This is a genomic window from Pseudomonas sp. p21 (genome assembly GCF_001642705.1).
Classification (GTDB): domain Bacteria; phylum Pseudomonadota; class Gammaproteobacteria; order Pseudomonadales; family Pseudomonadaceae; genus Aquipseudomonas.
In genome coordinates this window covers 459,617-478,687 of the sequence record NZ_LWBV01000004.1, presented here as the reverse complement: position 1 = coordinate 478,687, position 19,071 = coordinate 459,617, and the positions used below count along the sequence as shown (strand labels likewise).

Genomic DNA, 19,071 nt, shown 5'->3' with positions numbered 1-19,071 from the left:
AGTGAAACGATGCATCGCCGATGGTAGTGTGGGGTTTCCCCATGTGAGAGTAGGTCATCGTCAAGATTCATTTCGCAAAACCCCTATCTGCGCATTCAGGTAGTGGTTTTGTCTTTGTGGCGCAAAAACTCCCGGGCATACGCGCCCCCTGTGGGAGCGGGTTCACCCGCGAACACCGGCAAAGCCGGTGCCATCCACCGCGTCGCCTGTTTCGCGGGCTCGCCCGCTCCCACAACTCCCACACCGATCGCGTCAGCATGATGGCACTCGGCCCTTTCAGGCATCCGCGTGATATCGTTCCCCCTCAGCCACCAGCGCCTGCCAGAGACCTCCCGATGCCCAACACCACCCACCTCCACCCCGGCTTCATGATCGTCCACGGCAACCGCCTCGACGACCTGCGCAGCCTGGTGGTGAGCTGGATGCGTCGCTATCCCTTGGCGCCGCTGGAAAACGAAATCGCCCTGGTGCAAAGCAATGGCATCGCCCAATGGCTCAAGCTGGCCCTTGCCGAAGACCCGCAGGACGATGACCAGGGCGGCTGCGGCATCGCCGCCGCCATCGACGTGCAACTGCCGGGCAGCTTCATGTGGCAGCTGTACCGCAGCGTGCTGGGCCGTGACGAAATTCCCGAAGTCTCCCTGCTCGACAAGGCACCGCTGACCTGGCGCCTGATGCGCCTGCTCCCGGCCTTGATCGAACGCCCGCATTTCGAGCCGCTGCGGCGCTTCCTCACCGACGACAGCGACCTGCGCAAGCGCTACCAGCTCGCCGAGCGCCTGGCCGACCTGTTCGACCAATATCAGGTCTACCGCGCTGACTGGCTCAAGGATTGGGCCGCTGGCGAGCACATCCTCAACACCGCCCGCGGCGAGCGCAAGGCGCTGCCCCCGGGCAACCGCTGGCAGGCCGAGCTATGGCGTGCATTGCTGGAGGATGTGGGCGAGCAGGGCATGGCGCAGAGCCGCGCCGGGGTCCATCAGCGCTTCATCGAACGGATCAACAGCCTGGAACAGGCACCTGCCGGTCTGCCGGCCCGGGTGATCGTATTCGGCATCTCCTCGCTGCCAGCCCAGGCCCTCGAGGCACTGGCCGGTCTGGCACGCTTCAGCCAGGTGCTGCTGTGCGTGCACAACCCCTGTCGCCACCACTGGGCCGATATCGTTGCCGACAAGGACCTGCTGCGTCACCAGTACAAGCGCCAGCAACGCAAGCAGGGCATGCCCGTGCAGCTGGACGACCAGTCGCTGCACCAGCATGCCCATCCCTTGCTGGCCGCCTGGGGCAAGCAAGGCCGCGACTACATCAACCTGCTCGATAGCTACGACGACCCTGGCAGTTACCAGGGCGTGTTCAGCGATGGCCGCATCGACCTGTTCAGTGACGGCTCGCCCACCACGCTGCTCAACCAGCTGCAGGACGATATCCTCGAACTGCGTCCGCTCGCCGAAACCCGCGAGCGGTGGCATCCAGTTGACCCGGCGAAGGACCGCTCGATCCGCTTCCACATCGCCCATAGCCCGCAACGCGAAGTGGAGATCCTTCACGATCAGCTGCTGGCCCGGTTCAGCGCCGACCCTACCCTGCGCCCACGTGACGTGATCGTCATGCTGCCGGCCATCGACACCTACGCGCCGCATATCCGCGCCGTGTTCGGCCAGTTGCCGCGCAACGACCTGCGCTACATCCCGTTCACCCTGACCGACCAGGGCCAGCGTGGCCGCGAACCCTTGCTGATTGCCCTCGAACACCTGCTCAAGCTGCCGGACAGCCGCTTTGCGGTCAGCGAAGTGCTCGACCTGCTGGACGTACCGGCAGTCCGGGCCCGTTTCGGCATTCGTGAAAACGACCTGCCCACGCTGCACCGCTGGATCGAGGGGGCCGGCATCCGCTGGGGCCTCAATGCCGAGCAGCGGGCCAGCCTGGGCTTGCCCGCAGGGCTTGAGCAGAACAGCTGGCGGTTCGGGCTGCGGCGCATGCTGCTGGGTTATGCCGTAGGCGTGGGCGAGGCCTGTGATGGCATCGAACCCTACGATGAAATCGGTGGCCTGGATGCGGCACTGATCGGCCCGCTGGTCGCCTTGCTCGACGCCCTCGACGTGGCCAGCCAGGCCTTGTCCGAGCCTGCCACTGTCAGCCAGTGGGGCGAGCGCCTGCATGCCTTGCTGCAGGTTTTTTTCCTGGCCGAGGGCGAGCGCGACGAGTTCCTGCTGATGCAGTTGCAGGATCTGCGCGATAGCTGGCTTGAAGTGTGCGAGGCCGTCGGCCTGCAAGACCCATTGCCGCTGACCGTAGTGCGTGAAGCCTGGCTGTCGGGCCTTGACCAGGGCAAGTTGTCCCAGCGTTTCCTCGCCGGCTCGGTGAACTTCTGCACCCTCATGCCGATGCGCGCCATCCCGTTCCGGGTGGTCTGCCTGCTGGGCATGAACGATGGCGATTACCCCCGCGCCCAACAGCCGCTGGACTTCGACCTGATGGCCAGCGACTACCGCCCCGGTGACCGCTCGCGCCGTGAGGATGACCGCTACCTGCTGCTCGAAGCGCTGCTGTCGGCACGCGACCAGCTGTATGTCAGCTGGGTCGGGCGCAGTATCCGCGACAACAGCGAACGCCCGGCCTCGGTGCTGATCGGCCAGTTGCGCGATCACCTGGCGGCCGGCTGGCAGCTGGCAGGCGCGGAGCAGGGGCAGCCAGCACAACCGGGTGAGCACCTGCTGCACGCACTGACCCAGGAGCACCCGCTGCAACCATTCAGCCCACGCTACTTCCAGAAGGGCAGCCCGCTGTTCAGCTTTGCCCACGAATGGCAGGTGCTGCACCAGCAGGGCCAGGAAGACGAGCAGGGCGACCCAGGCCTGCCGCCTTACCATGACGATGAGGCCTTGAGCCTGACCCAGCTGAATGACTTCCTGCGCCACCCGGTGCGGCACTTCTTCAGCCAGCGTCTGAAGGTGTACTTCGAAGCGCTGGAAGCACCGACCCCGGACGAGGAACCCTTCGTCCTCGACACCCTGCAACGCTACGGCGCCAGTGAAAGCCTGCTCGGTGCAGCGCTGGCCGAGCCGGACAATGCCGAACAGGCTCTGCAGGCCCAGGCTCGGCGCTTGCAGGCCTGCGGCATGCTGCCACTGGCCGGTTTCGGCGAACTGCTGCAGCGCGAGCTGATCGAGCCCCTGCCAGACCTGCTGCAACGCCACCGTCAGCTATTGCAACGCTGGCCACAGCTGGTCGAAGGCGCATTGCCGGTGCATTTCGAGCACGGCCCGCACCGTCTTGAAGGCTGGCTGGGCCGGGTGTTCCAGGCGGATGACCAGAGCCTGCTCAGCATCACCACCGTACCCAACACCATCAGCGCCGGGCGTAACGCCCTCAAGTGGCACCGCCTGATCGCGCCCTGGGTCACGCACCTGGCGGCCTGCGCAGCGGGTTACCCCTATAACAGCGCGCTGGTGGCCAGCGACCTGACCCTGCTGCTTGCGCCGCTGCCGCAAGCGCAGGCGGCGCAACTGCTGGGCGACCTGCTGGTGGCCCGCCAGGCGGCGATGAATGCGCCGTTGCCGGTCGCGGCCAAGACCGCGTTCGCCTGGCTGGCCCAGGACGATAGCGACAAAGCCCTGGCTGCTGCAGCCCGCGCCTACGAAGGTGACGAGCGCACCAGCTTCGGCGAGCGAAGTGAAAGCATCGCCCTGGCCCGCCAGTTCCGCGACTTTGCCGCGCTCACCGCTGATGAAACCTTCGAAGGCTGGTGCGAAGCCTTGTACCGCCCATTGTTCAACGCCCCGTGGCAAACCCTGAGCAACCCGGAGAAAGGCGCATGACCCAGGACCGTCCCTTGGCACTGAGTTTCCCCCTGCATGGCAGCCAGCTGATCGAGGCCAGCGCCGGCACGGGCAAGACCTTCACCATTTCGGCACTGTACCTGCGCCTTATCCTCGGTCACGGTGGCGAGCAGGGCTTCGACCGCGAGCTGCTACCACCGCAAATCCTCGTGGTGACCTTCACCGACGCCGCCACCAAAGAATTGCGTGAACGTATCCGTGCGCGCCTGGCCGAAGCTGCGCGGTTCTTCCGTGGCGAGCTGGAGGCGGCCGACCCGCTGCTGCACCAACTGCGTGACGACTACCCGGAAGAAGCCTGGCCACGCTGTGCCGGCCGCCTGGAAATCGCCGTGCAGTGGATGGACGAGGCTGCGGTGTCGACCATTCACGGCTGGTGCCAGCGCATGCTGCGCGAACATGCCTTCGACAGCGGCAGCCTGTTCACCCAGACCCTGGAAACCGACCACAGCGAGCTGCTGGGCCAGGTCATGCGCGACTACTGGCGGCGCTTCTGCTACGGCATGCAAGGCGATGCGCTGGCCTGGGTGCGTGGCCACTGGGGTAGCCCCGATGCCTTGCTGCCGCGGATCCGCCCGCTGTTCGGTCGCGTGCGCGCCCAGCAGGACGGGCCAGAGCCGGCGGCGCTGATCCAGGCATCGCTGCAGCAGCGTGGCGAGCAGTTGGCTCGGCTCAAGGCGCCCTGGGCGCAGTGGGCCGAGGAATTGCGGCAGATCTGCCGTGATGCGCTGGCCGCCAAACAGGTCGACGGCCGCAAGATGCAGGCCCGTTACTTCGAACCTTGGTTCGACAAGCTCTGCGCCTGGGCCGCAGACGAACAAGTGGTGGAACTCGACCTGGGCACCGGCTTCACCCGCCTGACCCCGGCGGGCATGGCCGAAGCCTGGAAGGGCGAGCCACCCGAGCACCCGGCCCTCAACGCCATGCAGAGCTTGCAGCAACAGTTGCAGGCCCTGGACAGCCCGGATGCCCCATTGCTCGAGCATGCCGCCAACTGGGTATCGGCACGCTTCGAAGTGGAGAAGCGCCGGCGTGCGGAAATGGGCTTCGACGACATGCTCCTGCGCCTGCAGCACGCCCTGGCCAGCGAGGCCGGCGAGCGCCTGGTCAGCCTGATCCGCGAACAGTTCCCGGTGGCGTTGATCGACGAGTTCCAGGACACCGACCCGGTGCAGTACGGCATCTTCGAGCGCATCTACCAGATCAGCGAAAACCGCGCCGAAACCGGCCTGTTCATGATTGGCGACCCCAAGCAGGCGATCTATGCCTTCCGTGGCGCCGACATCTACACCTACCTTGCCGCCCGCCGTGCCACTAGTGGTCGGCTGCACAGCCTGGACACCAACTACCGCTCCAGCAAGGCCATGGTCGCGGCGGTCAATCAGGTGTTCCTGCAGGCCGAAGCGCGTCAGGCAGGGCGCGGTGCATTCCTGTTCCGCGAGGCCGATGACAACCCGCTGCCGTTCATCGAGGTCCGCGCCAAAGGCCGTGGCGAGCAGCTGTTGATCGACGGTGAAACCTGCGCAGCGCTGCAATGCTGGCATCTGCCGAGCGAAGAGCCGGTCTCCGGCAGCGTTTACCGCCAGCAACTGGCAGCCAGTTGCGCCAGCCATATCGTCGCCTTGCTCAATGGTGGCCAGCAGGGCACGGCTGGTTTCCAGAATGCAGAGGGCGAACTGCGCCCGTGCCTGCCATCGGACATCGCCATCCTGGTGCGCGATGGCCATGAGGCGCAAATGGTCCGCGCCGAGCTGGCCGCGCGCGAGGTGCGTAGCGTTTACCTCTCCGACAAGGACTCGGTATTCGCCGCCCAGGAAGCCCACGACCTGCTGGCCTGGCTCAAGGCCTGCGCCGAGCCCGACTCGGAGCGCCTGCTCAAGGCCGCCCTGGCCAGCCTCACCCTCGATCTGTCGCTGGCTGCGCTGGACCGCCTGAACCAGGACGAGCGGGTCTGGGAAGACTGGGTCATGCGTTTTCGCCGTTACCGCGACACCTGGCAGCGCCAGGGCGTGCTGCCAATGCTGCGGCACCTGCTGCATGACTTCCAGCTGCCGCGCACGCTGATCCGCCGCAGCGACGGCGAGCGGGTGCTGACCAACCTGCTGCACCTGGCCGAGTTGCTGCAACAGGCCGCAGGCGAGCTGGACGGCGAACAGGCGCTGATCCGCCACCTGGCCGAGCACCTGGCCAGTTCCGGCCAGGCCGGTGAAGAGCAGATCCTGCGCCTGGAGAGTGACGAGCAACTGGTGAAAGTGGTGACCATCCACAAGTCCAAGGGCCTGGAATACCCCTTGGTTTACCTGCCGTTCATCTGCACCAGCAAACCAGTGGACGGCAGCCGCCTGCCGCTGGCCTGGCATGATAGCCAGGGCAACGCCCATCTCACCCTCACACCGGACCAGGAACAGATCGACCGCGCTGACGACGAGCGCCTGGCCGAAGACCTGCGCCTGCTCTACGTGGCCCTGACCCGTGCCCAACATGCCTGCTGGCTGGGTGTCGCCGACCTCAAGCGTGGCAACCAGAAGAGCTCGCAACTGCACCGCTCGGCGTTCGGCTACCTGCTGGGTGGCGGCCTCGCCTTGCCGGGCTCGCAGCAACTGGCGGACTGGTTGCAGGCCTTGGCCGCGACGTGCCCGCACATCAGCTGCCCGGCCTTGCCGCAGGCGGATGAACAGGTGTATCGCATGCCGCACGCCGAAAGCGAGTTGCTGCCTGCCCGCAAGCCGTGCCGTGCGGCGGGGGCCGAGCATTGGTGGATCGCCTCGTACAGTGCCCTGCGCGTCGGCGACCAGACCCTCGGTGCCGACAGCTCCCAGGCCCAGCAGTTACTGGATGATGAAGTGGTCGATACCCAGATGCTGCGCGAGGTCCCCGCCGACAGTGGCGATATCCACCGCTTCCCGCGCGGGCCTAACCCCGGCACCTTCCTGCATGGCTTGCTGGAATGGGTTGGCCGCGAGGGCTTCAGCCAGGTCAGTGGCAATGCGCAACTGATCGAGCGAACCGTTGGCCAGCGCTGCAACCGTCGTGACTGGACCGGCTGGATTCCCACCCTGACCCACTGGCTGCAGCGCCTGCTGGGCGAAGCGCTGCCGCTGCCGGGCAACGACCTCAGCGTGACGCTCGGGCAGTTGCGCCACTACCAGATAGAAATGGAGTTCTGGTTCGCCAGCCACCAGGTCGATGCCGAACGACTCGACCGCCTGGTGGCACGCCACACTCACCCTGGCCTGGCACGCCCGGCGGCACAGCCGACCGTGCTCAATGGCATGTTCAAAGGTTTCATCGACCTGGCCTTCGAGCTGGACGGGCGTTACTACGTGACCGACTACAAGTCCAACTGGCTGGGCCCGGACATCCAGGCCTACGATGCCCTGGCCATGGAAAAGGCCATTCTCGAACATCGCTACGACCTGCAGTACGTGCTGTACCTGCTGGCCCTGCACCGCCAGTTGCGCGCCCGCCTGCCGGACTACGACTACGACCGCCATGTCGGCGGCGCCCTGTTCATCTTCCTGCGAGGCGCCAGCAGTAGCGGCCACGGCGTTTACCACGCCAAGCCACCGCGTGAGCTGATCGAAAGCCTCGATGCGCTGTTCCGTGGCGAACACCCGCCCGCACAGCAGGACCTGTTTGCCGGAGCCGTGATATGAGCCGAAGCCTTGTCGACCTGTTGCCCACTCCGCTGCACGCCGAGCACCTGCTCGCACTGGCGCCACAGCATGACAGCGGCGACCTGCTGCAACTGCTCGACCGCTGGGTAGAGCGGGGCTGGCTGCGTGCCCTGGACCGTGCGTTCGTATCGTTCCTGGAAGAGCGGGTCCCCGGTAGCGACCCCCTGTTGTTGCTGGCCGCCGCCCTGGCCAGCCACCAACTGGGCCACGGCCATGTCTGCCTCGACCTGCAGCAAACCCTGGCCGAGCCCGATTTCGCCCTGTCGTTGCCGCCCGAAGGCGACGCCTTGACCGGCCCCTTGCTGCTGCCCTCGCAATTGCTGGCCAACCTCGATCTGCACGCCTGGCGCCAGCGCATTGCTGCCAGCCCGCTGGTGGCCGCCGGCGATACCCCTGGCCAGCAGGCGCGGCCTCTGGTGCTTAGCGGTGAGCGCCTGTACCTGCGCCGTTACTGGAGTTACGAGCGGCGCATCGATCATACCCTGCGCCAGCGCCTGACCCAGGCCGAAGCGCCTCCAGCCGACCTGCCTGGCCGCCTGGCGCAGCTGTTCGACGGTGGTGCGCCGGCTGGCCAGGTGGACTGGCAGAAGCTCGCCTGCGCCCTGGCCACCCGCGCCGGCTTCAGCATCATCACCGGCGGCCCCGGCACGGGTAAGACCACTACCGTGGTGCGCCTTTTGGCCTTGCTGCAGGCGCCGGCGGTGGAGCAGGGCAGGCCGCTGCGCATTCGCCTGGCCGCGCCGACCGGCAAGGCGGCCGCGCGCCTGACCGAATCCATTGGCCAGCAGGTCGAGCGCCTGCAGGTCAGCGCCGAGGTGCGCGGGCAAATCCCGACCGAGGTCAGTACCGTGCACCGCTTGCTCGGCAGCCGCCCCGGTTCGCGGCACTTCCGCCACCATGCCGGCAACCCACTGCCGTTGGACGTGCTGGTGGTCGATGAAGCGTCGATGATCGACCTGGAAATGATGGCCAACCTGCTCGATGCCCTGCCGCCACGGGCACGCCTGGTGCTGCTGGGCGACAAGGACCAGCTGGCCTCGGTCGAGGCCGGTGCGGTACTGGGCGACCTGTGCCGGGATGCCGAGGAGGGCTGTTACTCGCCGGCGACCGAGGCATGGCTGGAGCAGATCGGTGGCGAGTCACTGGCGGGCAGTGGCCTCAAGGCCGGCGATGAGCAACGCAACCCCCTGGCCCAGCAGGTAGTGATGCTGCGCTTCTCGCGGCGTTTCGGCGAAGGTAGCGGCATTGGCCAACTGGCCCGGCTGGTCAATCGTCAGGACTCCCACGCGGCGCGCAACCTGCTGGCCGCGCCGCCGTCCGATGTGCACAGCCTGGCCCTGAAGCACGAACAGGACCGCGCCTTCGACCGCCTGGTGCTCGACGGCCTCAACCGCGGCAGCGACGGCCCGCAGGGTTACCGCAGCTACCTGCGCACCCTTGGCCGCTTCCGCCCGGCACTCGATACCGCCATTGACGATCCCGCGTGGGAGCAATGGGCGGGCAAGGTGCTGCACAGCTTCGAGGACTTCCAGCTGTTGTGCGCGGTACGCCGGGGCGCCTGGGGTGTCGAGGGCCTCAACGAGCGGGTGGCGCGGGTGTTGCACAATGCGGGGCTGATCGACAGCCAGCAGCCCTGGTACGAAGGGCGCCCGGTGCTGGTGACCCGCAACGACTACGGCCTGGGCCTGATGAACGGTGACATCGGCATCGCCCTGCGCCTGCCCGATGAGCGCGGCGAGCCCCTGCTGCGCGTGGCCTTCCCACGTAACGACGGCAGTGGCGGCGTGCGCTTCGTCTTGCCCAGCCGGCTGAACGAAGTGGAAACGGTATTCGCCATGACCGTGCACAAGTCCCAGGGCTCGGAGTTCAGCCACACCGCGCTGGTACTGCCGGATGCGCTCAACCCGGTGCTGACCAAGGAGCTGGTATACACCGGCATCACCCGCGCCAAGCACTGCTTTAGCCTGGTCGAGCCTCGCCAGGGCATTTTCGAAGAAGCGGTTGCGCGCAAGGTGCGGCGTATTTCCGGGTTGATGCTGGAGCAGGTTTAGCCCTGTAGTGAGCCAAAAGGAGATCCCCTGTGGGAGCGGGCGCGCCCGCGAACACGGGCGCAGCCCGTGCCAACCACCGTGGTGCCTGCTTCGCGGGCACGCCCGCTCCCACAGGGATCGCATTAGCTCCGCGCCTTTCATACAAGCATGCGGCCATGTGCTATCGTTGCGCCGATATTGGAAAGTGCCTTAAGAGATTTCCCACATGAACGTGGCCGCCAGGCGAGTGACAAGCTGTGCGCTTTCGCTATTGCTGGCCTCCCTGTTTCTTTCCGCAGGCCCGGCCCAGGCAGCCCCCGCCATGACTGCCGCACAGGCGCAGCAACGTGCCAAGGCCGTCACCCAGGTGGTGCTGGGCATCTTCAGCTATGCCCGCTGGCCCGTCGAACCCTCGCCCTTGCGCCTGTGCCTGGTCGGCCCGACCGAATACGCCGATGACCTGATCAAAGGCCATGTGCAGGAGTCCGGCCGACCGCTGCAGGTGCGGCGGCTGCTGGCAGATGATAGCCAGGTCGCCCAGGCCTGCGACGCCATCTACATCGGCAAGCTTGACCAGGGCCAGCGCGACCGGCTGTTCGAGCGCGTCAGTGGCCACCCGGTGCTGAGCATCAGCGAGGCAGACGACCCGTGCACGGTCGGCAGCCTGTTCTGCTTGCGGGTCAGCGACCAGCAGGTAGCCTTTGAAGTCAACCTCGACTCGGTGGCACGCTCCGGCGTGCGCATTCACCCCAGCGTGCTGCAATTGTCGCGGCGCCGGGCGGTGCAACCATGAAACCGACCCGCAAGCGCGGCATGCGCCCGACCCTGCGTTCGGTGCTGGGCCGTGGCCACCTCAGCGTCGCCTTGCTCGCCGTGGGCCTGGCCGGTATTTCCCTGACCTTGCTGGGCGTGCTCGCCCTGCGCGTCTACGCCAACGACAACCTGCAGCTGATCGCCCGCTCGATCAGCTACACCGTGGAAGCGGCGGTGGTGTTTGACGACAGCGCTGCTGCCAACGAATCGCTGGCGCTGATCGCCAGTGCCGAGGAAGTGGCCGAAGCCAGGGTCTTCAACAACGAAGGCGAGCAACTGGCACATTGGCAGCGCAGCGACACCGGCGTGTTGGCGCGGCTGGAGGCGCAGGTTGCCACCGCCTTGCTGGATGAGCCGATCAACCTGCCGATCACACACCAGCAACAGCAGGTTGGGCGCATCGAACTGGTCGGCCAGGGGCGAAGCCTGTTGCTGTTCCTGCTCAGTGGGCTGGCCGGCATCCTGGTCTGCACGGTGCTCAGCGCCTTGGCTGCCCAATATCTGTCGCGGCGTCTGCTCAGCGATATCGTCCGCCCGCTGCGCGGCCTGGCCAGTGTCGCCCACGCCGCCCGTCGCGAGCGCAGTTTCGACCGGCGCGTGCCGGAAGCGCCGATTGCCGAGCTCAACGAACTGGGCAATGACTTCAATGCCCTGCTGGACGAGCTGGAGGTTTGGCACAGCCACCTGCAAAACGAAAACCAGACCCTGGCCCACCAGGCCAGCCATGACAGCCTGACCGGCCTGCCCAACCGCGCCTTCTTCGAGGGGCGCCTGAGCCGCAGCGTGCGCAATGCAGAACGGAAGCAGGACCACCTGGCGCTGCTGTTTCTCGACAGCGACCACTTCAAGCAGATCAACGACACCCTCGGCCATGCGGTGGGCGACGAAGTGCTGATCAGCGTGGCCGACCGTGTGCGCGCCCAGTTGCGCGAGCACGACCTGGTGGCGCGCCTGGGGGGCGACGAGTTCGCCGTGCTGCTGACGCCTTTGCATTCGCGCCAGGACGCCGAGGACATTGCCGAGAAGATCGTTGCCAGCATGAAGTTGCCGGTTCAGCTGGACAGTGGCCGCAGTATCGCCACCTCGTTGAGTGTCGGCATTGCCTATTACCCGGATGACGGCGCTGACCCCGCCAGTCTTCTGAATGCTGCCGATGCGGCGATGTACCAGGCCAAGCGCAAACGCCGTGGCCATTGGCAAGTGGCGCAGACGGAACGGTCCGCCAGCGAAATCAAGAACAGGAGTTGAACCCGTGATACAGGCTTTGCGTTTCCCCTTATGGGCCTTGTTGCTCGCCGTGCTGGCGCTGACCGGTTGCCAGAGCAATCCGCCCAAAGGCCTGACTGCCGAACAGATTGCCGTGCTCAAGCGTGAAGGCTTTACCCCGACCGACGAAGGCTGGGCCTACGATTTGTCCGGCAAGGTGCTGTTCGGCAGCGACCTGGACAGCCTCAACAGCCAGAGCCAGGCGATTGTCGAACGCATTGGCAAGGCGCTGCTCGGCGTTGGCATCCAGGGCGTGCGGGTGGACGGGCATGCCGATTCGTCGGGCAAGGCGGCGTATAACCAGCAGCTGTCCGAGCGCCGCGCGCAGAGCGTGGCCAAGGCGCTGGTCGGGGTAGGTATGCAGGCACAGAATATCCAGTCCCGCGGGCTGGGCAGTACCCAGCCGGTGGCGGACAACCGCACCAGCGCCGGGCGTACCGAGAACCGGCGCGTGTCCATTGTGGTGGCTTCCTACTGACCGCAGCCTCACAGGCCAGCACATCCGCGTGGAACGGGCTTGCCCGCGAAGCAGGCAACGCGGTGCCTGGCACCGGCTGCGCCGGTGATCGCCGGCAAGCCAGCTCCCACAGGTACAGCACCTGTCTTGAATCCAGCGCAGTGCATGTGGGAGCGGGCAAGCCCGCGAAGCAGGCGACTCGGTGCCTGGCACCGGCTGCGCCGGTGTTCGCCGGCAAGCCATCTCCCACAGGTACAGCACCTGCCTTGAATTCAGCGCAGTACATGTGGGAGCGGGCAAGCCCGCGAAGCAGGCGACTCGGTGCCTGGCACCGGCGGCGCCGGTGATCGCCCGCAAGCCTGCTCCACAGGTACAGCACCTGTCTTGAATCCAGCGCAGATCTTGTGGGAGCTGGCTTGCCTGCGATCGAGGGCGCAGCCCTCGCCAGGGCCATCTGCCTGTAAGAAATTTCCGAACCTGAAGCCAATTGCTTCAGTTCACCTCACATGGCGAATTATCCTACATGCCAGTCAGAAGCCGCCACATAGGCGGGGAAGTCCTCCTGAGATAACGTCCTTGGGTCGCCTTTCCTGGTGACCGGGCTTGAGACCCCGAAACTCATGAATTCGCACCGCTCATGGCGGTCGTGCGCGGCCCGGCCTCGGCCGGGCCGGTACTCATGTCGTTCAGGGGAACTCTATTATGAAAAAGCTCGTCTCCGATCCAAACGCCTCAGCCCTTCTGCAACTCGACCCACCCAATCTCTCAGTTCAAGATCCTCCGAACATCGAAGAATGTGATCAGCTGCTCAGTGCCCTGATTCTTACCGTGGATCACACCACTACCGTACTGATCGATAGCGGCCCCGGCCTTGTACAGGACGCCATGGGCATGAACATTCGCCTGCTGTGTCGAGCAATTCACGCTCTGACGGACCACACCAGCACCCGCATCAAGGAGCAATGATATGAGCGATGATCCAAGAAACTCCTCGACAGCGGGTATGGAAACCTTCGATCTGTTCCGCTTGCAGCCAAACGTGCCATTCAGTCATGCCTTCACGCAGTTGTCTGTGCTGCTTGGCTGTATTCGCCACCTCACGACAGAGGCAGAGATGGAGAATGACCGGATTGCAGGCAGTGCCGCGCGCATTCTCAGTGAGATGGCGAAAGCGTTGATTGATGATATGGAGCTAGGAATGTCCAGAAGAATGAGCTGAAGGGATAGGGCCGCGACGCGGCCCTTGCTCAAGTGACTGGCACCGGCTGCGCCGGTGTTCGCGGGCACGCCCGCTCCTACAGGTCCTGCGCATGCCTTGAATCCGGCGCAGACCTGTGGGGAGCTGGCTTGCCGGCGATGGGCTACGCAGCAGCCCCCTCATTCCTGAGCAAAGCGCATCTCCCGCGTCTCACCCATCAACAACGGCGCATTTGCCTCGGTCACCCCACGGATGTAATCCCACAACAAAGTTATCCGCTTCAACTTCCTCAAATCCTCCCGGCAATACATCCAGAACTGCCGCGTCACCTCGATCTCTTCCGGCAACACCGTCACCAGCCGCGGGTCCTGCGCAGCCAGGAAGCACGGCAAGATCGCCAGCCCACGCCCCTGCAACGCTGCCGTGTACTGCGCAATCACGCTGGTACTGCGCAAATGCGCGCTGGCGCTGGGGATCAGGTTGGCCAGGTACAGCAGCTCCGAACTGAACGCCAGGTCGTCCACGTAACTGATGAACGGGTGCCTGGCCAGGTCCGCGATCTGCTGGATCGGTGCGTGGTTGTCCAGGTAGTCCTGGGTCGCGTACAGCCGCAAGCGGTAGTCGCACAGCTTGCAGCACACATAAGGGCCGTGTTCCGGCCGCTCCAGAGCAATGACGATGTCCGCCTCACGCTTGGACAGGCTGATGAAGTGCGGCAGCGGCAGGATATCCACCGAAATCGCCGGGTAGGCATCGACGAAGTGGCTCAGTTGCGGGGTGACGAAGAAGCTGCCGAAGCCTTCGGTGCAGCCCATGCGCACATGCCCCGACAACGCCACACCCGAGCCGGACACCTGCTCGCAAGCCATGTGCAGCGTGCTCTCGATCGACTCGGCATAACCCAGCAGGCGTTGGCCCTCGGCGGTGAGGACAAAGCCGTTGGTCCGGGATTTCTCGAACAGCAAGGTGCCCAGTGCCCCCTCCAGCGAGCTGATGCGCCGCGACACGGTGGTGTAGTCCACGCTCAGACGTTTGGCGGCGCTGCTGGCCTTGCGGGTACGCGCCACTTCAAGGAAGAACTTCAGGTCGTCCCAGTTGAGTGCACTCAGGGATGTGAGGTCTTTTTGCATGATGATCCGGTTTTTTTGTGCGTTCTTGTTGGATGTTTGCACATCTATACTCGAAACAAGCCTCAGGACGCCACCTCGCGTTTGCCCGGCAATGGCGATCTCGTCCCGACAATAATTCCAAGGAGAACGCAGATGAACGCACCGCAATCCCCTAACCAGACCAAAATCGAGCAGGTCAAGCTGCTGATCGACGGCCAATGGGTCGAGTCCAAGACCACCGAATGGCGCGACATCGTCAACCCGGCCACCCAAGAGGTGCTGGCGCGCGTACCGTTCGCCACCGTCGAGGAAGTCGACGCAGCCGTCGCCGCTGCCCACCGCGCCTTCCAGACCTGGCGCAACACGCCGATCGGCGCGCGCATGCGCATCATGCTCAAGCTGCAGGCGCTGATCCGCGAACACACCAAACGCATCGCCCAGGTCCTCAGTGCCGAGCAGGGCAAGACCCTGGCTGACGCCGAAGGCGATATCTTCCGCGGCCTGGAAGTGGTCGAGCACGCCGCCTCCATCGGTACCCTGCAGATGGGTGAATTCGCCGAGAACGTTGCCGGCGGCGTCGATACCTACACCCTGCGCCAGCCGATCGGCGTGTGCGCCGGCATCACCCCGTTCAACTTCCCGGCGATGATCCCGTTGTGGATGTTCCCGATGGCCATCGTCTGCGGCAACACCTTCGTGCTCAAGCCATCCGAACAGGACCCGCTGTCGACCATGCTGCTGGTCGAGCTGGCGCTGGAGGCCGGCATACCGGCTGGCGTGCTCAACGTGGTGCACGGCGGCAAGCAGGTGGTGGATGCCATTTGCACCCACCAGGACATCAAGGCGATTTCCTTCGTCGGCTCCACCGAAGTGGGCACCCACGTGTACAACCTGGGCAGCCAGCACGGCAAGCGCGTGCAGTCGATGATGGGCGCCAAGAACCACGCGGTAGTGCTGCCCGATGCCAACCGCACGCAAACCGTCAACGCCCTGGTCGGTGCCGCCTTCGGCGCGGCGGGCCAGCGCTGCATGGCCACCTCGGTGGCGGTGCTGGTGGGCAAGGCCCGCGAATGGCTGCCGGATATCAAGGAAGCGGCCAGCAAGCTCAAGGTCAGTGCCGGCTGCGAGCCAGGCACCGATGTCGGCCCGGTGGTTTCCAAGCGCGCCAAGGAGCGTGTGCTGGGCCTGATCGAAAGCGGTATCAAGGAAGGCGCCAAGCTGGAGCTCGACGGCCGTGACGTCAAGGTGCCAGGCTACGAGCAAGGCAATTTCGTCGGCCCGACCCTGTTCTCGGGCGTGAAGACCGACATGCAGGTTTACACCCAGGAAATCTTCGGCCCGGTGCTGGTGACCCTGGAGGTCGATACCCTCGACGAGGCCATCGCCCTGGTCAACGCCAACCCGTTCGGCAACGGCACCGGCCTGTTCACCCAGAGCGGCGCGGCAGCACGCAAGTTCCAGAGCGAGATCGACATTGGCCAGGTCGGTATCAACATCCCGATCCCGGTACCGGTACCGTTCTTCAGCTTCACCGGCTCGCGTGGCTCCAAGCTCGGCGACCTCGGCCCGTACGGCAAGCAAGTGGTGCAGTTCTACACTCAGACCAAGACCGTCACCGCCCGCTGGTTCGATGACGACAGTGTCAACGACGGTGTGAACACCACCATCAGCCTGCGCTAAGGAGACAGTCATGCGTATCGCATTCATCGGCCTCGGCAACATGGGCGCACCCATGGCCCGCAACCTGATCAAGGCCGGGCACCAACTGAACCTGTTCGACCTGAACAAGGTCGTGCTGGCCGAGCTGGCAGAACTGGGCGGGCAGGTCAGCCCATCGCCCAAGGACGCGGCGGCCAACAGCGAGCTGGTGATCACCATGCTGCCAGCTGCTGCGCATGTGCGCAGCGTGTACCTGAACGAAGACGGTGTGCTGGCAGGCATTCGCCCGGGCACGCCGACCGTGGATTGCAGCACCATCGACCCGCAGACTGCGCGTGATGTGTCCAAGGCCGCAGCGGCCAAGGGCGTGGACATGGGGGATGCGCCGGTGTCCGGTGGCACTGGCGGCGCGGCGGCAGGCACCCTGACCTTCATGGTGGGTGCCAGCGCCGAGTTGTTCGCCACCCTCAAGCCGGTACTGGAGCAGATGGGCCGCAACATCGTGCACTGCGGTGAGGTCGGCACCGGGCAGATCGCCAAGATCTGCAACAACCTGCTGCTGGGCATCTCGATGATCGGCGTGTCCGAGGCCATGGCCCTGGGCAACGCGCTGGGCATCGATACCAAGGTGCTGGCGGGGATCATCAACAGCTCGACCGGGCGTTGCTGGAGCTCCGATACCTACAACCCGTGGCCGGGCATCATCGAGACTGCACCCGCGTCGCGTGGGTACACCGGTGGGTTTGGCGCCGAACTGATGCTCAAGGATCTGGGGCTGGCCACCGAGGCAGCGCGCCAGGCACATCAACCGGTGATCCTGGGGGCCGTGGCCCAGCAGTTGTACCAGGCCATGAGCCTGCGTGGCGAGGGTGGCAAGGACTTCTCGGCGATCGTCGAGGGTTATCGCAAGAAGGATTGACGAGCGAGGGCTTCATCGCGGGCCAGGCGGCCTTCCCTCTGTAACTGCGCACCAGAGGGAAGGGCGTCTGATCCGCGATTTTTTTTGCCCGAATGCGAGGCCTGGATCAGTTTGTAGGAGCAGCCTTGTGCTGCGAAGAGGGCAGCCCCGGCCCAGCACTTGTGCTGCCATGACTGGCCTCTTCGCAGCACAAGGCTGCTCCTACAGAGCTATGCGTGGTTTGTGGAATCAGGCAAAGACGAAGTACTTGCGCACGGTCTCGACCACTTCCCAGGTACCTTTCATCCCCGGCTCGATCACGAACACATCACCCGCTTTCAGGTGCTTCGGCTCTTCGCCTTCCGGGGTGATGATGCAGTAGCCATCGAGGAAGTGGCAGAACTCCCACTTCTCGTAGTTGACCTCGAACTTGCCCGGGGTGCAGATCCAGGTGCCCATGATCTTGCTGCCGTCGGCCGACAGGTAGGCGTTGAGGTTGACGGTGTGCGGATCGCCGCCGATACGCTTCCACTTGGTGGCGTCCACGACCGGCGTCGGGCAGGTTTCGCGCAGGACGGTGATGAAATCGGACATGGCACAACTCCTGGTGACTGGCTGAATGACTCGTCACCATAGGGCCATCGGCCGAGCCGCAGTTGCCTGGGCTCGACGTCCAGCTGTCTGGTCGCGCTATGCCAAGCGGTTGACCTCGACGGTGATGTGCGCCAGTTCTTCGTGTACGCCCAGGGCCATGCGCACGCTATCGGCGCTGAGCTCGGCCCGGGCGGCCAGGCCGAGAATGCAGGCGTACTGGTCCTTGCCCACGCGCCACACGTGCAGGTCGGTGATGCTGGCCGGCACCGGCAGCTGCGCGACCACCTCACGGATTTCTTCCACAACCGGCGCGTCCATCTCCGCATCCAGCAGCACCCGCCCGGTATCGCGCAGCAGGCCACGGGCCCACAGCGCCACCAGCAGCGCACCGACCAGGCCCATGACCGGGTCGAGCCAGCTGGCGCCCCAGAACTTGCCGGCCAGCAGGGCGACGATCGCCAGCACCGAGGTAGCGGCGTCGGCCATCACATGCAGGTAGGCCGAGCGCAGGTTCAGGTCGTGGTGATGGTGGCCGTGGTCGTGGTGATGATCATGGCCATGGTGGTGGTGATGATCATGGCCATGGTGGTGATGATCGTGATGGTGATGGTGATGGTCGTCACGCAGCAGCCAGGCACAGATCAGATTGACAGCCAGGCCGACGGCGGCGATGAAGATCGCCTCGTCATAGTGGATCGGCCCCGGTGTCAGCAGGCGCTCCACCGACTGGAACGCCATCAGCCCGGCCACGCCCAGTAACAGCAGGGCGCTGGAGTAGCCGCCGAGAATCTCGATCTTCCAGGTGCCGAAGGCAAAGCGCCGGTCGCCGGCATAGCGCCGAGCGGCGGCGTAGGCCAGCAGCGAAAGGCCCAAGGCCAGGGCATGGGAGCTCATGTGCCAGCCGTCGGCCAGTAACGCCATGGAATTGAAGAACCAGCCCCCGGTTATTTCCGCCACCATCATCACGGCGGTCAGCCACACCGCCAGGCGCGTCTTGCGCTCGGCGCCCAGGTTGCTGGTATGGAACTGGTGGCTGTGCTGCCAGCGGTCTGAGGTTTGTGCCGCCATGGTTTATCATGCTCCCGGAACGTCGAGAAATATACTATACCCCAGTATACCTAGCATGGTGTGAAACCCAATGGCACATACCCTGAAGAGCAAGAAGCAACTGCTGACCCGGGTGCGCAAGATCAAAGGCCAGGCCGCTGCCCTGGAGACAGCGCTGGAGCAGGACAAGGACTGCCTGGCGATCCTGCAGCAGATCGCCGCCGTGCGCGGCGCGGTGAACGGGCTGATGGCCGAAGTGATGGAAGGGCATATCCGCGAACACCTGGTGGCGGACGGGCTGAGTGCCGAGCAACGGCAGGACGAGGCGGACAAGGTGGCGACGTTGCTGCGGTCGTACCTCAAGTAGCCGGTTGAAACGATCGGGGATACCCAGGGGGTAAACGTTCTTCACGGAGTGGTGGGAATTAGCAACCGGCGATGTGCTCGTCGGAAGATAGGCTCAAGGCTACCAGATGTCAGTCTTGAG

14 protein-coding genes are annotated in these 19,071 nt (G+C 65.1%); 11 read left to right on the top strand and 3 right to left on the bottom strand.

Features of this window, described 5'->3' with window-relative positions:
• Positions 1-335 precede the first annotated feature (335 nt).
• From recC to A4C63_RS15590, 8 genes are all read left to right on the top strand, one after another.
• Positions 336-3,818 (top strand): exodeoxyribonuclease V subunit gamma, encoded by a 3,483-nt coding sequence (gene recC, locus A4C63_RS15625; RefSeq protein WP_063913439.1) that lies wholly within the window; start codon positions 336-338, stop codon positions 3,816-3,818.
• Positions 3,815-7,492 (top strand): exodeoxyribonuclease V subunit beta, encoded by a 3,678-nt coding sequence (gene recB / locus A4C63_RS15620; protein WP_063913438.1) that lies wholly within the window; start codon positions 3,815-3,817, stop codon positions 7,490-7,492. The genes recC and recB overlap by 4 nt, the downstream gene beginning before the upstream one ends.
• Positions 7,489-9,564: an exodeoxyribonuclease V subunit alpha gene (gene recD, locus A4C63_RS15615; RefSeq protein ID WP_063913437.1), complete on the top strand. Its 2,076-nt coding sequence runs from the start codon at positions 7,489-7,491 to the stop codon at positions 9,562-9,564. The genes recB and recD overlap by 4 nt, the downstream gene beginning before the upstream one ends.
• Positions 9,565-9,769: 205 nt before the next feature.
• Positions 9,770-10,336 (top strand): YfiR family protein, encoded by a 567-nt coding sequence (locus A4C63_RS15610; protein WP_063913436.1) that lies wholly within the window; start codon positions 9,770-9,772, stop codon positions 10,334-10,336.
• On the top strand, positions 10,333-11,604 hold the full coding sequence (locus tag A4C63_RS15605) for a diguanylate cyclase domain-containing protein (protein ID WP_063913435.1): 1,272 nt from the start codon (positions 10,333-10,335) through the stop codon (positions 11,602-11,604). The genes A4C63_RS15610 and A4C63_RS15605 overlap by 4 nt, the downstream gene beginning before the upstream one ends.
• Before the next feature lie 4 nt (positions 11,605-11,608).
• A complete protein-coding gene (locus tag A4C63_RS15600; RefSeq protein WP_063913434.1) occupies positions 11,609-12,100 on the top strand; it encodes an OmpA family protein in 492 nt (163 codons plus the stop codon).
• Between the two features lie 681 nt (positions 12,101-12,781).
• Positions 12,782-13,045: a hypothetical protein gene (locus A4C63_RS15595; protein ID WP_063913433.1), complete on the top strand. Its 264-nt coding sequence runs from the start codon at positions 12,782-12,784 to the stop codon at positions 13,043-13,045.
• Position 13,046: 1 nt separating this feature from the next.
• Positions 13,047-13,298: a DUF3077 domain-containing protein gene (locus A4C63_RS15590; protein ID WP_063913432.1), complete on the top strand. Its 252-nt coding sequence runs from the start codon at positions 13,047-13,049 to the stop codon at positions 13,296-13,298.
• A 158-nt stretch (positions 13,299-13,456) separates the two neighbouring features.
• Here the strand turns inward: A4C63_RS15590 and A4C63_RS15585 are convergent, their stop codons facing one another.
• Positions 13,457-14,407, bottom strand: coding sequence for a LysR family transcriptional regulator (locus A4C63_RS15585; protein WP_063913431.1), 951 nt, complete (start codon positions 14,405-14,407; stop codon positions 13,457-13,459).
• Between the two features lie 132 nt (positions 14,408-14,539).
• Here A4C63_RS15585 and A4C63_RS15580 point away from each other — a divergent pair, with 132 nt between their 5' ends.
• Both A4C63_RS15580 and mmsB read left to right on the top strand, forming a co-directional pair.
• The gene (locus tag A4C63_RS15580; RefSeq protein WP_063913430.1) at positions 14,540-16,066 is read left to right on the top strand and encodes a CoA-acylating methylmalonate-semialdehyde dehydrogenase; all 1,527 of its coding nucleotides are present in this window, start codon (positions 14,540-14,542) and stop codon (positions 16,064-16,066) included.
• Positions 16,067-16,076: 10 nt separating this feature from the next.
• The gene (gene mmsB, locus A4C63_RS15575; RefSeq protein ID WP_063913429.1) at positions 16,077-16,964 is read left to right on the top strand and encodes a 3-hydroxyisobutyrate dehydrogenase; all 888 of its coding nucleotides are present in this window, start codon (positions 16,077-16,079) and stop codon (positions 16,962-16,964) included.
• A gap of 228 nt (positions 16,965-17,192) precedes the next feature.
• Here the strand turns inward: mmsB and A4C63_RS15570 are convergent, their stop codons facing one another.
• A complete protein-coding gene (locus tag A4C63_RS15570) occupies positions 17,193-17,537 on the bottom strand; it encodes a cupin domain-containing protein (protein WP_003258412.1) in 345 nt (114 codons plus the stop codon).
• A 96-nt stretch (positions 17,538-17,633) separates the two neighbouring features.
• Positions 17,634-18,605: a CDF family Co(II)/Ni(II) efflux transporter DmeF gene (gene dmeF / locus A4C63_RS15565; RefSeq protein WP_063913428.1), complete on the bottom strand. Its 972-nt coding sequence runs from the start codon at positions 18,603-18,605 to the stop codon at positions 17,634-17,636.
• Between the two features lie 70 nt (positions 18,606-18,675).
• Between dmeF and A4C63_RS15560 the strand changes: the two genes are divergently transcribed.
• Positions 18,676-18,951: a metal/formaldehyde-sensitive transcriptional repressor gene (locus tag A4C63_RS15560; protein ID WP_063913427.1), complete on the top strand. Its 276-nt coding sequence runs from the start codon at positions 18,676-18,678 to the stop codon at positions 18,949-18,951.
• The last annotated feature ends 120 nt before the right edge of the window (positions 18,952-19,071 follow it).

Bases quoted from the DNA above. Each gene is read 5' to 3' on its own strand.
- recC (WP_063913439.1), top strand. From the start codon at position 336: ATGCCCAACACCACCCACCTCCACCCCGGCTTCATGATCGTCCACGGC.
- recB (WP_063913438.1), top strand. From the start codon at position 3,815: ATGACCCAGGACCGTCCCTTGGCACTGAGTTTCCCCCTGCATGGCAGC.
- recD (WP_063913437.1), top strand. From the start codon at position 7,489: ATGAGCCGAAGCCTTGTCGACCTGTTGCCCACTCCGCTGCACGCCGAG.
- A4C63_RS15610 (WP_063913436.1), top strand. From the start codon at position 9,770: ATGAACGTGGCCGCCAGGCGAGTGACAAGCTGTGCGCTTTCGCTATTG.
- A4C63_RS15605 (WP_063913435.1), top strand. From the start codon at position 10,333: ATGAAACCGACCCGCAAGCGCGGCATGCGCCCGACCCTGCGTTCGGTG.
- A4C63_RS15595 (WP_063913433.1), top strand. From the start codon at position 12,782: ATGAAAAAGCTCGTCTCCGATCCAAACGCCTCAGCCCTTCTGCAACTC.
- A4C63_RS15590 (WP_063913432.1), top strand. From the start codon at position 13,047: ATGAGCGATGATCCAAGAAACTCCTCGACAGCGGGTATGGAAACCTTC.
- A4C63_RS15585 (WP_063913431.1), bottom strand. From the start codon at position 14,407: ATGCAAAAAGACCTCACATCCCTGAGTGCACTCAACTGGGACGACCTG.
- A4C63_RS15580 (WP_063913430.1), top strand. From the start codon at position 14,540: ATGAACGCACCGCAATCCCCTAACCAGACCAAAATCGAGCAGGTCAAG.
- mmsB (WP_063913429.1), top strand. From the start codon at position 16,077: ATGCGTATCGCATTCATCGGCCTCGGCAACATGGGCGCACCCATGGCC.
- A4C63_RS15570 (WP_003258412.1), bottom strand. From the start codon at position 17,537: ATGTCCGATTTCATCACCGTCCTGCGCGAAACCTGCCCGACGCCGGTC.
- dmeF (WP_063913428.1), bottom strand. From the start codon at position 18,605: ATGGCGGCACAAACCTCAGACCGCTGGCAGCACAGCCACCAGTTCCAT.
- A4C63_RS15560 (WP_063913427.1), top strand. From the start codon at position 18,676: ATGGCACATACCCTGAAGAGCAAGAAGCAACTGCTGACCCGGGTGCGC.